The 13,413-nt window shown below is 54.1% G+C and carries 13 protein-coding genes; 11 read left to right on the top strand and 2 right to left on the bottom strand.

Annotated elements, in window-relative coordinates; all coding sequences use genetic code 11:
• From ampG to JTA15_RS00605, 7 genes are all read left to right on the top strand, one after another.
• On the top strand, positions 1-1,476 hold the full coding sequence (gene ampG, locus JTA15_RS00635; RefSeq protein ID WP_219372737.1) for a muropeptide MFS transporter AmpG: 1,476 nt from the start codon (positions 1-3) through the stop codon (positions 1,474-1,476).
• 479 nt (positions 1,477-1,955) lie between these two features.
• Entirely contained in the window at positions 1,956-2,903 is a 948-nt protein-coding gene (gene cyoA / locus JTA15_RS00630; protein ID WP_219372736.1) for a cytochrome o ubiquinol oxidase subunit II, read from the top strand.
• A 16-nt stretch (positions 2,904-2,919) separates the two neighbouring features.
• Positions 2,920-4,911 carry a cytochrome o ubiquinol oxidase subunit I gene (gene cyoB, locus JTA15_RS00625; RefSeq protein ID WP_014168864.1) on the top strand — a complete coding sequence of 664 codons (1,992 nt, stop codon included), beginning with the start codon at positions 2,920-2,922 and terminating at the stop codon, positions 4,909-4,911.
• Positions 4,901-5,515 carry a cytochrome o ubiquinol oxidase subunit III gene (locus JTA15_RS00620; RefSeq protein ID WP_014168863.1) on the top strand — a complete coding sequence of 205 codons (615 nt, stop codon included), beginning with the start codon at positions 4,901-4,903 and terminating at the stop codon, positions 5,513-5,515. Before cyoB ends, JTA15_RS00620 begins: the two co-directional genes overlap by 11 nt.
• Positions 5,515-5,841, top strand: a complete 327-nt coding sequence (locus tag JTA15_RS00615; protein WP_006176899.1) for a cytochrome o ubiquinol oxidase subunit IV — start codon at positions 5,515-5,517, stop codon at positions 5,839-5,841. The genes JTA15_RS00620 and JTA15_RS00615 overlap by 1 nt, the downstream gene beginning before the upstream one ends.
• An 11-nt stretch (positions 5,842-5,852) precedes the next feature.
• A complete protein-coding gene (cyoE, locus tag JTA15_RS00610) occupies positions 5,853-6,740 on the top strand; it encodes a heme o synthase (RefSeq protein ID WP_014168862.1) in 888 nt (295 codons plus the stop codon).
• A 149-nt stretch (positions 6,741-6,889) separates the two neighbouring features.
• On the top strand, positions 6,890-8,251 hold the full coding sequence (locus JTA15_RS00605; RefSeq protein ID WP_219372735.1) for an MFS transporter: 1,362 nt from the start codon (positions 6,890-6,892) through the stop codon (positions 8,249-8,251).
• 32 nt (positions 8,252-8,283) lie between these two features.
• On the opposite strand, the gene JTA15_RS00600 is transcribed toward JTA15_RS00605, so the two are convergent.
• Entirely contained in the window at positions 8,284-8,775 is a 492-nt protein-coding gene (locus tag JTA15_RS00600) for a YajQ family cyclic di-GMP-binding protein (RefSeq protein ID WP_020885215.1), read from the bottom strand.
• A gap of 203 nt (positions 8,776-8,978) precedes the next feature.
• Here JTA15_RS00600 and panE point away from each other — a divergent pair, with 203 nt between their 5' ends.
• Positions 8,979-9,890 (top strand): 2-dehydropantoate 2-reductase, encoded by a 912-nt coding sequence (gene panE / locus JTA15_RS00595; protein ID WP_073395609.1) that lies wholly within the window; start codon positions 8,979-8,981, stop codon positions 9,888-9,890.
• Positions 9,853-10,446, top strand: coding sequence for a protein deglycase YajL (yajL, locus tag JTA15_RS00590; RefSeq protein WP_020885217.1), 594 nt, complete (start codon positions 9,853-9,855; stop codon positions 10,444-10,446). Before panE ends, yajL begins: the two co-directional genes overlap by 38 nt.
• Positions 10,447-10,491: 45 nt before the next feature.
• On the opposite strand, the gene thiI is transcribed toward yajL, so the two are convergent.
• The gene (thiI, locus tag JTA15_RS00585; RefSeq protein WP_014168857.1) at positions 10,492-11,940 is read right to left on the bottom strand and encodes a tRNA uracil 4-sulfurtransferase ThiI; all 1,449 of its coding nucleotides are present in this window, start codon (positions 11,938-11,940) and stop codon (positions 10,492-10,494) included.
• Positions 11,941-12,252: 312 nt separating this feature from the next.
• On the opposite strand from thiI, the gene xseB reads away from it, so the two are divergent.
• Positions 12,253-12,495 carry an exodeoxyribonuclease VII small subunit gene (gene xseB / locus JTA15_RS00580; RefSeq protein WP_008503331.1) on the top strand — a complete coding sequence of 81 codons (243 nt, stop codon included), beginning with the start codon at positions 12,253-12,255 and terminating at the stop codon, positions 12,493-12,495.
• Positions 12,496-13,395, top strand: a complete 900-nt coding sequence (ispA, locus tag JTA15_RS00575) for a (2E,6E)-farnesyl diphosphate synthase (RefSeq protein ID WP_014168855.1) — start codon at positions 12,496-12,498, stop codon at positions 13,393-13,395.
• The last annotated feature ends 18 nt before the right edge of the window (positions 13,396-13,413 follow it).

The raw sequence follows: 13,413 nt of genomic DNA, 5'->3' as shown, positions 1-13,413 counted from the left end.
ATGTCGAGTCATTACTTACGCATTTTCCAGCAACCCAAATCAGCCATCCTGCTGATCCTTGGTTTCGCCTCCGGTTTACCTCTCGCCCTCACCTCCGGCACGCTGCAGGCCTGGATGACCGTCGAGAATATCGATCTCAAAACCATTGGTTTCTTCTCCCTCGTCGGCCAGGCTTACGTCTTTAAGTTCCTGTGGTCGCCGGTGATGGACCGTTATACCCCGCCGTTCCTGGGCCGTCGGCGCGGCTGGTTAGTGATGACCCAGGTCCTGTTGCTGATCGCAATCGCGGCGATGGGCTTTCTTGAACCCACGACGCAGCTTCGCTGGATGGCCGCCCTTGCGGTGGTAATCGCCTTCTGTTCTGCCTCGCAGGATATCGTTTTTGATGCCTGGAAGACGGACGTGTTGCCTGCAGAAGAGCGGGGAGCCGGCGCAGCCATTAGCGTGCTGGGCTATCGTCTGGGGATGCTGGTATCCGGTGGTCTGGCGCTGTGGGTGGCCGACCGTTATCTCGGCTGGCAGGGCATGTACTGGCTGATGGCCGCCCTGTTGCTCCCCTGTATTATTGCCACCCTGCTCGCCCCCGAACCGAGCGATGTGATCCCGGTTCCACGTTCTCTGGAGCAGGCCGTTGCCGAACCTCTTCGCGACTTCTTTGGCCGCAACAACGCCTGGCTTATCCTGCTATTAATCGTCCTTTATAAGCTCGGCGATGCCTTCGCGATGAGCCTGACCACCACCTTCCTAATTCGCGGGGTCGGGTTTGATGCTGGCGAAGTCGGCGTAGTGAACAAAACGCTCGGGTTGTTTGCGACTATTGTCGGGGCCCTGTACGGCGGCGTATTAATGCAGCGTCTGACGCTCTTTCGCGCACTGCTGATCTTCGGCATCCTGCAGGGGGCATCGAACGCCGGTTACTGGCTGCTGTCGGTGACGGATAAGCATATGATCAGCATGGGCGCCGCGGTGTTTTTTGAAAACCTGTGCGGAGGTATGGGGACAGCGGCGTTTGTTGCCCTGCTGATGACCCTGTGCAACAAATCGTTTTCCGCGACGCAGTTCGCTCTGCTCTCGGCGCTTTCCGCCGTTGGTCGCGTGTATGTCGGTCCGATTGCCGGCTGGTTTGTTGAAGCCCATGGCTGGCCAACGTTCTACCTCTTCTCCGTGGTAGCGGCAGTGCCTGGGCTCTTATTGTTACTGGTCTGTCGCCAGACGCTGGAATATACCCAGCGAACAGAACACTTTATGCCACGCACGGAATATCATCGCGCTTACCGTTTTGCGTTACGACTGTTAATGGCGGGTTGCTTTGCCCTGGTGCTGTGGCTCGTGGTGCTCATTATTAATGCCACCACCTCTCTGGTACTGCCTCTCGAAGCGCTTCTGCTGGATGCCGGCGCGCTGCTGGCGGTTGCCGGGATCCTGACTGGTGGGCTGCTCGATTTCATGGCGCTGCGTAAAACGCAGTTAACCTGAAGTAAAATCCGAAAGGTTATTTCCCGTTGTAATCACGACCCGAAATTATAACGGTGAAATAGCCGCCAGCCGCTAAAAAAAATATTTGTTGTTTTGTGCGGGATAGGATTCGGAAATTATTGGAGTCAATTGCAGAACGCTATTTTTCATTAAACGATTCAGCATCAGAGAGTTTGATTTTTCGTTTTTTAGTTGTCTTTTTATTGATAATTAATTGTTAATTTTTTGTTTATTTTTCACAATGGTTATACCAATTGCCCCTTTTAGGGTATGCTTGGGGGTCCTTTCGTTATAAAGCCCATGCCATGCGGCTTACGTCTTAAAAAGCGACATAATTTGCAACACTTGTGACATGTGCGGCAGAACCCGGTAACACCTTCCTGACACAGGTCTAATGATGTTTACAGTAATGTAACCTTCCCGTAAAATGCCCCCACACTTTAAACGCCACCAGACTCCCGTGGAATTGAGGTCGTTAAATGAGACTCAGGAAATACAATAAAAGTTTGGGATGGTTGTCATTATTCGCAGGCACTGTATTACTCAGTGGCTGCGATTCTGCACTACTTGACCCCAAAGGACAGATTGGACTGGAACAACGTTCACTGATATTGACGGCTTTTGGCCTGATGTTGATTGTGGTTATTCCAGCCATTTTGATGGCTGTTGGTTTCGCCTGGAAGTATCGTGCGAGCAATAAAGATGCGAAGTATAGCCCTAACTGGTCACACTCCAATAAAGTGGAAGCTGTGGTCTGGACGGTACCTATCCTGATCATCCTGTTCCTTGCCGTACTGACATGGAAAACCACTCACGCACTTGAGCCAAGCAAGCCGCTGGTTCACGATGAAAAACCGATTACCATTGAAGTGGTCTCCATGGACTGGAAATGGTTCTTCATCTATCCGGAACAGGGCATTGCCACCGTGAATGAAATCGCCTTCCCGGCGAACACTCCGGTTCAGTTCAAAGTGACCTCCAACTCCGTAATGAACTCCTTCTTCATCCCACGTCTGGGTAGCCAGATTTACGCGATGGCCGGTATGCAGACTAACCTGCACCTGATCGCGAATGAAGCAGGCACCTACGATGGTATCTCCGCCAGCTATAGCGGCCCGGGCTTCTCAGGTATGAAGTTCAAAGCTATCGCGACGCCAGACCGTGCCGCTTTCGACCAGTGGGTTGAAAAAGTGAAGCAGTCTCCAAACACCATGTCTGACATGGCGGCGTTCGAAAAAGTGGCAGCACCTAGCGAATATAACAAGGTGGAGTACTTCTCTAACGTGAAACCAGATTTGTTCAAAGACGTTATTGGCAAATTTATGGATCACGGCAAGAGCATGGACATGACCCAGCCTGAAGGTGAGCATAGCGCACACGAAGGTATGGAAGGCATGGACATGAGCCACGCGGAAACCGCTCACTAAGGGGCCGAGGAAGAAAATGTTCGGAAAATTGACACTGGATGCAGTGCCCTACCATGAACCCATTATCGTGGTTACGGTTGCTGCAATTATCATCGGTGGCGCAGCCTTACTGGCCTTGATCACTTACTTCGGTAAGTGGAGCTACCTGTGGAACGAGTGGCTGACTTCGGTTGACCACAAAAAACTGGGTATCATGTACTGCATCGTCGGTATCGTCATGTTAATTCGTGGCTTTGCGGATGCGATCATGATGCGTAGCCAGCAGGCACTCGCGTCCGCGGGTGAAGCCGGCTTCCTGCCGCCGCATCACTACGACCAGATCTTTACCGCCCACGGCGTTATCATGATCTTCTTCGTGGCGATGCCGCTGGTTATCGGTCTGATGAACGTTGTCGTTCCGCTGCAAATCGGCGCGCGCGACGTAGCGTTCCCGTTCCTGAACAACCTGAGCTTCTGGTTCACGGTTGTCGGCGTTATCCTGGTTAACCTGTCACTGGGTGTGGGCGAATTTGCGCAGACCGGCTGGCTGGCTTACCCGCCGCTTTCGGGAATTGAGTACAGTCCGGGCGTTGGCGTCGATTACTGGATTTGGGCACTTCAGCTCTCCGGTGTCGGTACAACCCTGACCGGTATCAACTTCTTCGTGACCATTATCAAGATGCGTGCCCCTGGCATGACCATGTTCAAGATGCCGGTATTTACCTGGGCATCTCTGTGCGCCAACATCCTGATTATTGCATCATTCCCAATTCTGACCGTCACCATCGCGCTGCTGACCCTGGACCGCTACCTGGGCACCCATTTCTTTACCAACGATATGGGTGGCAACATGATGATGTACATCAACCTGATTTGGGCCTGGGGTCACCCGGAAGTGTACATCCTGGTTCTGCCGGTCTTCGGTGTGTTCTCCGAAATCGCAGCAACCTTCTCGCGTAAACGTCTGTTTGGTTACACCTCTCTGGTGTGGGCAACCGTGTGTATTACCGTTCTGTCGTTCATCGTTTGGCTGCACCACTTCTTCACCATGGGTGCTGGCGCGAACGTAAACGCCTTCTTCGGTATTACGACAATGATTATCGCAATCCCTACCGGGGTTAAGATCTTCAACTGGCTGTTCACCATGTACCAGGGCCGTATCGTGTTCCACTCAGCAATGCTGTGGACTATCGGCTTCATCGTCACCTTCTCCGTGGGTGGGATGACCGGTGTACTGCTGGCGGTACCGGGTGCTGACTTCGTTCTGCACAACAGTCTGTTCCTGATTGCGCACTTCCATAACGTTATCATCGGTGGTGTGGTCTTCGGCTGCTTCGCTGGCGTAACCTACTGGTGGCCAAAAGCGTTCGGTTTCACCCTGAACGAAAAATGGGGTAAACGCGCATTCTGGTTCTGGATCATCGGCTTCTTCGTTGCATTTATGCCGCTGTACGTGCTGGGCTTCATGGGTATGACCCGTCGTCTGAGCCAGCAGATTGATCCACAGTTCCACCCAATGCTGATGGTTGCAGCGGGCGGTGCCGTGCTGATTGCTTGTGGTATCGCGTCTCAGCTGATTCAGTTCTACGTTTCTATTCGCGACCGCGATCAGAACCGTGACCTGACCGGTGACCCATGGGGTGGCCGTACGCTGGAGTGGGCAACCTCTTCTCCACCACCGTTCTATAACTTCGCCATTGTGCCGCAGGTCCATGAACGCGACGCATTCTGGGAAATGAAAGAAAAAGGTGAAGCGTACAAGCAACCTGCTCATTACGAAGAGATCCACATGCCGAAAAACAGCGGTGCGGGCATTGTTATTGCCGCCTTCGCAACGGTATTTGGCTTCGCAATGATCTGGCACATCTGGTGGATGGCGATTGTTGGTTTCGCCGGCATCGTAATCAGCTGGATTGTGAAGAGCTTTGACGAGGACGTAGACTACTACGTACCAGTCCGTGAAGTCGAAAAACTGGAAAACCAGCATTTCGATGAGATTTCTAAAGCGGGGCTGAAAAATGGCAACTGATACTTTGGCGCACTCTACTGCCCACGCGCATGAACATGCGCACCACGATACAGGACCGACGAAAGTCTTCGGTTTCTGGATCTACCTGATGAGCGACTGCATTCTGTTCTGCTGTCTGTTCGCAACGTATGCCGTTCTGGTGAACGGCACTGCGGGCGGCCCGGCTGGCAAGGACATCTTTGAACTGCCGTTCGTTCTGGTAGAAACCGCGCTGCTGCTGTTCAGCTCCATCACCTACGGCATGGCGGCTATCGCCATGTACAAAAACAACAAGAGCCAGGTTGTCTCCTGGCTGGCGTTGACCTGGCTGTTTGGTGCTGGCTTTATCGGGATGGAAATCTATGAATTCCATCACCTGATTATGGAAGGCTTCGGGCCGGATCGTAGTGGCTTCCTGTCTGCGTTCTTCGCACTGGTAGGGACCCACGGTCTGCACGTAACGTCTGGTCTGATCTGGATGGCAGTACTGATGTTCCAGATCTCCCGTCGTGGCCTGACCAGCACTAACCGCACGCGTATCCTGTGCCTGAGCCTGTTCTGGCACTTCCTGGACGTTGTGTGGATCTGTGTGTTCTCTGTTGTATATCTGATGGGGGCGATGTAATGAGTCATTCAAACGATCATGGCGCTTCCCACGGTAGCGTAAAAACCTATATGACAGGTTTCATCCTGTCGATCATTCTGACGGTGATCCCGTTCTGGATGGTGATGAGCGGTTCTGCGTCTAAGCCGGTTATTCTGGGTGCAATCCTGGTAACCGCGGTGATTCAGATTCTGGTGCATCTGGTTTGCTTCCTGCACATGAACACCAAGTCCGATGAAGGCTGGAACATGACGGCTTTCATCTTTACCGTGATTATCATCGCTATCCTGGTAGTCGGTTCCATCTGGATTATGTGGAACCTTAACTACAACATGATGGTTCACTAAGAGCGGCGAGTATGTTTAAGCAATACCTGCAAGTCACGAAACCAGGCATCATCTTTGGCAACCTGATCTCCGTAATTGGGGGGTTCCTGCTGGCCTCTAAAGGCAGCATCGATTACACCCTCTTTATCGCTACGCTGGTCGGTGTGTCGCTGGTTGTTGCATCCGGTTGTGTATTTAACAACTACATCGACATGGATATCGACAAGAAGATGGAAAGGACTAAAAATCGGGTGCTGGTTAAAGGCCTGATCGCCCCTTCCGTCTCGCTGGTGTACGCCACCTTGCTGGGTATTGCTGGCTTTATGCTGCTGTGGTTTGGCGCTAATCCTCTGGCCTGTTGGCTGGGGGTGATGGGGTTCGTCGTCTATGTGGGCGTTTACAGCCTATATATGAAACGCCACTCCGTCTACGGAACGCTGATTGGTTCTCTCTCCGGCGCTGCGCCGCCGGTGATTGGCTACTGCGCCGTCACGAACGAGTTCGACAGCGGTGCGCTGATCCTGCTGGCTATCTTTAGCCTGTGGCAGATGCCGCACTCCTATGCCATCGCGATTTTCCGCTTTAAGGATTATCAGGCAGCGAACATCCCGGTTCTGCCGGTCGTGAAGGGCATTTCCGTGGCTAAAAACCACATCACGCTGTACATCATCGCCTTTGCCGTGGCAACGCTGATGCTCTCTCTGGGCGGTTACGCCGGGTACAAATACCTGGCGGTAGCGGCTGCGGTGAGCGTCTGGTGGCTCGGCATGGCTCTGCGCGGCTACAAAGTGGAAGATGACAAGGTCTGGGCACGTAAGCTGTTCGTGTTCTCCATTGTCGCTATCACTTCGCTGTCGGTGATGATGTCCGTGGATTTCATGGTGCCTGATTCACACAACCTGCTGACTTACGTCTGGTAAGTCACACCAGGTGAATAAAAGGGTGCTTCGGCACCCTTTTTTATTCATCGAATCCATTAATAACGCATGTAATATTTGTTAAATAACCCTTTATTTACCCCGCCCCTTCCCCGCACTACACTATGGCCTGCTTTTGAATTGAGGTGGTAATGAACGATTATAAAATGACGCCAGGCGAATTGCGCGCGACCTGGGGTTTAGGGACTGTTTTCTCGCTACGGATGCTTGGCATGTTTATGGTCCTGCCTGTTCTGACCACGTACGGCATGGCGCTACAGGGTGCCAGCGAAGCGCTGATTGGCCTGGCGATTGGCATCTACGGTCTGGCTCAGGCGGTATTTCAGATCCCATTTGGCCTGCTCTCGGATCGGGTTGGCCGTAAACCGCTGATTGTCGGCGGCCTGCTTATTTTTGTGCTCGGCAGCGTGATAGCCGCCCTCTCCCACTCCATCTGGGGAATTATTCTTGGTCGCGCCCTGCAGGGCTCTGGCGCGATTGCCGCCGCCGTGATGGCGCTGCTGTCAGACTTAACGCGTGAGCAGAATCGCACCAAAGCGATGGCGTTTATCGGCGTGAGCTTTGGCGTCACTTTCGCAATTGCGATGGTGCTCGGGCCTATCATCACGCATAAACTCGGTCTGCATGCCCTGTTCTGGATGATTGCCGTGCTGGCGACCGTCGGTATTGCGCTGACCCTTTGGGTGGTGCCGGACAGCAAAAACCACGTCCTTAACCGTGAATCCGGGATGGTGAAAGGCTGCTTCAGCAAAGTGCTGATGGAACCGCGCCTGCTTAAACTTAACTTCGGCATCATGTGTCTGCACATCCTGCTGATGTCGACCTTTGTCGCCCTTCCCGGTCAGCTTGCCGCCGCGGGCTTCCCTGCCGCGGAGCACTGGAAAATCTATCTGGTGACCATGCTGATTTCGTTCGTTTCGGTCGTGCCGTTCATCATCTATGCCGAAGTGAAACGCAAGATGAAGCGCGTCTTCATTGGCTGCGTGGCGGTGCTGCTGATTGCCGAGATTGTGCTCTGGGGATCCGGCCCGCACTTCTGGGAACTGGTGGCCGGCGTGCTGCTCTTCTTCCTGGCCTTTAACCTGATGGAAGCCCTGCTGCCATCGCTGATTAGCAAGGAGTCCCCGGCCGGCTATAAAGGCACAGCAATGGGGATCTACTCCACCAGCCAGTTTATCGGCGTGGCTATCGGGGGCTCGCTCGGCGGCTGGGTGGACGGCCTGTTTGATTCGCAAACCGTGTTCCTCGCGGGCGCACTGCTGGCGATGGTCTGGCTGCTGGTCGCCAGCAGCATGAAAGAGCCGCGCTACGTCAGCAGTCTGCGGGTCGAAATTCCTGAGGATGTTGAGATTACCGACGCGCTAAAACAGCGTCTTGAAGCAACAGAGGGGGTAAGTGAAGTGCTTATAGCCCCACAAGAGCGCAGCGCTTACGTCAAAATAGACAGTAAAGTGACTAACCGCTTCGAAATCGAGCAGGCTCTCAAAGCCTGAAAAAATGCCCGGTAAAACCGGGCATTTTTGTCTTAATCGCGGAAGTTCTTGAACTGGAACGGCTGCCCCAGATCGCCGCCACGTACCAGCGCCATAACGGCCTGCAGGTCATCGCGGGATTTACCGGTCACACGAATTTCTTCACCCTGGATTTGCGCCTGAACCTTCAGCTTGCTGTCCTTGATGAGCTTAACGATCTTCTTCTGAACCGCGCTCTCAATACCCTGCTTCAGTTTGGCTTCGACAAACCAGTTTTTACCGCTATGCACAAACTCGTCTGGTACATCCAGTGAGGTGCCTTCAATACCGCGTTTAAGCAGCTTGGCGCGCAGAATATCCAGCAGCTGGTTAACCTGGAAATCAGATTCGCTCAGGACCTTAATGGTCTTATTCGCATCGTTCAGCTCGAAAGTTGCCTCAACGCCACGAAAGTCGAAACGTGACTCAACTTCACGGCTTGCGTTTTCAACGCCGTTGCGGACTTCCTGGATATCAACTTCGGAAACAATATCGAAAGATGGCATCTTTTCTTCTCCCTTCATTTTTGTTGCGTTGCATAATACCCGCTACAAGGCAGATACCCCAAATAATTCGAGTTGCAGCTATCCCTGGCCGCTCACGTGAGGAAACACCGCACAGATGTCACAGGGTTTACTCAACAGAAGCTTAGCTGACGGCGCTATACTTAGGCCGTAACACCTGGCGCAGTTGCAGGTGAGGAGGAACAATGAAAATTACAGTGCTCGGATGCGGAGCCCTTGGACAGCTATGGCTGACCGCGCTTTGCAAGCACGGACATGAGGTACAGGGCTGGCTGCGCGTGCCCCAGCCCTATTGCAGTGTGAACCTGATTGACGAAGACGGAAGTATATTCAACGAATCACTCACCGCGAACGATCCGGATTTTCTGGCGCAAAGCGATCTGCTGCTGGTCACGCTCAAAGCATGGCAGGTTTCAGATGCGGTAAAGACGCTGGCCGCGCAACTTCCCCCAGACTCCCCCATTCTGCTGCTGCATAACGGCATGGGAACCATTGATGAGCTGAAAAGCATCCCGCATCCCTTGTTGATGGCGACCACCACGCACGCTGCACGCCGCGATGGCAACATTATCGTGCATGTCGCCAACGGCGTAACGCACATGGGCCCCGCCCGTACGCAGGATGGTGACTACAGCTATCTGGCGGATGTTCTGCAGAAGGTCCTGCCGGACGTGGCCTGGCATGACACTATCCGCCCGCAGCTGTGGCGCAAACTGGCGGTTAACTGCGTGATCAATCCGCTGACGGCGCTGTGGAACTGCCCGAACGGGGAACTGAAAAATCATCCGCAGGAAATTGCCACCCTGTGCGCGGAGGTCGCCTCGGTTATCGAACGTGAAGGCCTGCATACCTCGGCGGAGGATTTACGCTATTATGTTGAGCAGGTAATTGAAAGTACTGCAGAAAACATCTCCTCGATGTTGCAGGACATTCGGGCATTACGCCACACAGAGATTGATTACATCACGGGCTATTTGCTCAAACGCGCCCGCGCCCACGGCATTGCCGTGCCGGAAAATGCCCGTCTGTATGACCTGGTTAAACGTAAGGAGAGTGAATATGAGCGCGTCAGCACTGATCTGCCTCGCCCCTGGTAGCGAAGAGACAGAAGCCGTCACCACCATTGATTTGATGGTGCGCGGCGGCATTAACGTGACCACCGCCAGCGTCGCCAGCGACGGTAATCTGACCATCACCTGTTCACGGGGCGTAAAAATCCTCGCCGATGCACCGCTTGTGCAGGTGGCCGACGGGGATTACGACATCATCGTACTGCCGGGCGGCCTGAAGGGCGCGGAGTATTTTCGCGACAGCCCGCTCCTGGTCGAAACCGTCAGGCAATTCCATCTGTCGGGGCGCATCGTGGCGGCAATTTGTGCCGCAGCCGGCACGGTTCTGGTGCCGCATAACATTTTCCCGATCGGGAATATGACCGGTTTCCCGGGACTGAAAGAGACCATTCCTGAAGAGCAATGGGTGGATAAACGTGTGGTCTGGGATCCGCGCGTCAATCTGCTCACCAGCCAGGGGCCGGGTACCGCGATCGATTTTGGACTGAAGATTATCGACCTGCTGGTCGGGCGTGAGAAAGCCTACGAGGTGGCGTCGTCGTTAGTGATGGCGGCGGGGATTTATAATTTTTACGAAGCGTAGCGTGTAAAGAAAGCCGGGTAAGCGAAGCCGCCACCCGGCAAACGGTTAAGGGCGATAGACCTTCACATTTGCAAAGCCCTGCTCGCGCAGATACAGCGCCTGCAAACGGCTCATCACCCCGCGCTCGCACCACAGCAGATACGTTTTGCTCTGGTCGAGATCGCCGAATTTGGTGCTCAGCTTGTAGAACGGCAGGGAAACCACGTCCACGCCTTCAACCTGCAGCGGTTTGTCATCCTGTTCATCAATGGAACGGATATCCAGAATCGCGTCGTTGGCACCGAAACCGCTGACGGTTTCAACTTCAACCACTTCCTGCTCGGTCTGCTGGGCGATCTCGCGGATATCGATGTTGGTCGCTTCCGCCACCACCTTCTCCAGAATGCCGAAATCGAAGTTCTCTTCTTCGGCTTCGATTTTCGCCTTCACCGCTTTGACGGTCGGGCTTTTTGAGATCACACCGCAGTATTCCGGCATGGTGCGGGCAAAATCTTCGGTACCGATTTTGCGCGCCAGATCGATGATGTGCTCTTTATCGTAGGAGATCAGCGGACGCAGGATCAGGGTATCCGATACGTTGTCGATAAGACGCAGGTTGGTCAGGGTCTGGCTGGAGACCTGGCCCAGCGCTTCACCGGTGACCAGCGCCTGCACGCCGTACCGCTCCGCCACTTTGGACGCTGCACGCACCATCATGCGTTTCAGCACCACGCCCATCTGACCGTCGTCCACTTTTTCAAGGATTTCGCCGACCACTGGCTCAAAGTTGATCGCCACAAAACGCACGCGGTGGGAGCTGCCGAAGCGGTTCCACAGATAATGCGCGACCTGACGCACGCCGATTTCATGCGCCGCACCGCCCAGGTTAAAGAAGCAGTAGTGTACGCGGCAGCCGCGGCGCATCAGCATATAGCTGGAAACACCGGAGTCGAAACCGCCGGAGATCAGCGACAGGACATCTTCCTGCGTGCCGATTGGGAAACCGCCGATACCTTCATAACGGCCTTTCACCAGCAGCAGGCGATCGTTTTCGATCTCCAGGTTTACGGTCACATCCGGGTTAGTCAGGCGCACGCGGGCGCTCTCAACGTGCTGATTGAGGCCGCCCCCCACATAGCGCTCCACTTCAATGGAGCTAAACTCATGCTTACCACGACGCTTCACGCGCACGCAGAAGGTTTTACCTTCAATCTGATCGCGGTACTGCACCAGCGCTTTTTCAAAAATGTCATGCAGGGAGGTGTAAGGAACGTCTTCCACTTCCAGAATATGGTGAATGCCCGGAATACGGGTCAGCGCGTCGCGAATATCCTGACGTTTGTTTTCATCTTTCGCGCGAACCTCAACGTGGTCCCAGTGACGCACCACGGCGAGCGTTTCGTCGTAGTGTTTTAATACGTTACGAATGTTCCCGGTGAGAATTTTAATAAAGCGCAAACGCACAGATTGGCTTTTGATGGTGATTTCAGGGAACAATTTAATGATAAACTTCATGGCGGCAATGTTTCTTAGGCAAGCTTAAGGCTTGTAATGGAAAATGAAATATACACAAAATCATTCAGGTGGCATCAACGCGGCGAGTCACAGCCCCCCGCAAGCTTACGCGAGTAAGTAACGGAAAGGCGCAAACGTAGCCCAAACAGAGACAACCTGAAGGATGACGTGTATAGCAGCCCACACCCGTGGCTGCATCCAGGCGCGCAAGTATATCATCTTCACGCCGCTCCTGTGCACATTGCGCGTTATTTGATAATTGCCCCGAGTCCGTTACCATGTCGGGGCTGAGAATATAAGAGTCAATTCACTATGCCGAAGAAGAACGACGCACCGGCCAGTTTTGAAACTGCGCTGAGTGAGCTGGAGCAGATTGTCACCCGCCTTGAGAGCGGCGATTTACCGCTGGAAGAGGCGCTCAATGAATTCGAGCGCGGCGTGCAGCTGGCGCGCCAGGGGCAGGTCAAACTGCAGCAGGCCGAGCAGCGCGTGCAGATCCTGCTGTCCGACAGCGAAGACGCTAAAACTACGCCATTCACACCGGACGCCGAGTAAATGGATTTCGCCAACGAGCTTCAGGCATGCGTCGCGCGTGCCAACGATGCGCTGCGCCGTTTTATTGAGCCACAGCCTTTTCAGAACACTCCACTGGTTGAAGCCATGCACTATGGCGCACTCTTGGGTGGAAAGCGCCTGCGTCCGTTTCTGGTCTACGCCACGGGCAATATGTTTGGTATCAGCGCTAACACGCTGGATGCCCCGGCAGCCGCCGTTGAGTGCATCCATGCCTACTCGCTGATCCATGATGATTTGCCAGCCATGGACGACGACGATCTGCGTCGTGGCCAGCCTACCTGCCACATCAAGTTTGGCGAAGCGAATGCCATTCTGGCGGGGGATGCCCTGCAAACCCTGGCGTTCTCGATTCTGAGCGATGCGCCGATGGCCGAAGTGGCCGACCGTGACCGTCTGTCGATGATCTCTGAACTGGCAATGGCCAGCGGCGTCGCCGGTATGTGTGGCGGTCAGGCACTGGATCTGGAAGCGGAAGGACGTCAGGTTAATCTGGAACAGCTGGAGCGTATTCATCGCCATAAAACGGGCGCATTGATTCGTGCAGCCGTTCGTCTGGGCGCCCTGAGCGCGGGTGAACAGGGGCGCAAAGCCCTGCCGATACTGGACAGATACGCAGAAAGTATCGGTCTGGCATTCCAGGTTCAGGATGACATTCTGGATGTGGTGGGCGATACTGCAACATTGGGTAAACGTCAGGGTGCGGATCAGCAGCTTGGCAAAAGTACCTACCCCGCCCTGCTGGGTCTTGAGCAAGCCCAACGTAAAGCCCGGGATCTGATAGAGGATGCCCGCCAGTCGCTGAATCAACTGGCCGCGCAATCACTGGATACTTCGGCACTGGAAGCGCTAGCGGACTATATAATCCAGCGTGATAAATAAACACACTATCTCGATGAG

Origin of the sequence: Enterobacter sp. BIDMC 29, assembly GCF_019378755.1 — a bacterium.
Classification (GTDB): Bacteria; Pseudomonadota; Gammaproteobacteria; order Enterobacterales; family Enterobacteriaceae; genus Enterobacter; species Enterobacter ludwigii.
This window is presented reverse-complemented; position numbering and strand designations above follow the sequence as displayed.

Bases quoted from the DNA above. Each gene is read 5' to 3' on its own strand.
- thiI (WP_014168857.1), bottom strand. From the start codon at position 11,940: ATGAAGTTTATCATTAAATTGTTCCCTGAAATCACCATCAAAAGCCAA.
- JTA15_RS00600 (WP_020885215.1), bottom strand. From the start codon at position 8,775: ATGCCATCTTTCGATATTGTTTCCGAAGTTGATATCCAGGAAGTCCGC.
- ampG (WP_219372737.1), top strand. From the start codon at position 1: ATGTCGAGTCATTACTTACGCATTTTCCAGCAACCCAAATCAGCCATC.
- cyoA (WP_219372736.1), top strand. From the start codon at position 1,956: ATGAGACTCAGGAAATACAATAAAAGTTTGGGATGGTTGTCATTATTC.
- JTA15_RS00615 (WP_006176899.1), top strand. From the start codon at position 5,515: ATGAGTCATTCAAACGATCATGGCGCTTCCCACGGTAGCGTAAAAACC.
- JTA15_RS00605 (WP_219372735.1), top strand. From the start codon at position 6,890: ATGAACGATTATAAAATGACGCCAGGCGAATTGCGCGCGACCTGGGGT.
- yajL (WP_020885217.1), top strand. From the start codon at position 9,853: ATGAGCGCGTCAGCACTGATCTGCCTCGCCCCTGGTAGCGAAGAGACA.
- JTA15_RS00620 (WP_014168863.1), top strand. From the start codon at position 4,901: ATGGCAACTGATACTTTGGCGCACTCTACTGCCCACGCGCATGAACAT.
- cyoE (WP_014168862.1), top strand. From the start codon at position 5,853: ATGTTTAAGCAATACCTGCAAGTCACGAAACCAGGCATCATCTTTGGC.
- ispA (WP_014168855.1), top strand. From the start codon at position 12,496: ATGGATTTCGCCAACGAGCTTCAGGCATGCGTCGCGCGTGCCAACGAT.
- xseB (WP_008503331.1), top strand. From the start codon at position 12,253: ATGCCGAAGAAGAACGACGCACCGGCCAGTTTTGAAACTGCGCTGAGT.
- cyoB (WP_014168864.1), top strand. From the start codon at position 2,920: ATGTTCGGAAAATTGACACTGGATGCAGTGCCCTACCATGAACCCATT.
- panE (WP_073395609.1), top strand. From the start codon at position 8,979: ATGAAAATTACAGTGCTCGGATGCGGAGCCCTTGGACAGCTATGGCTG.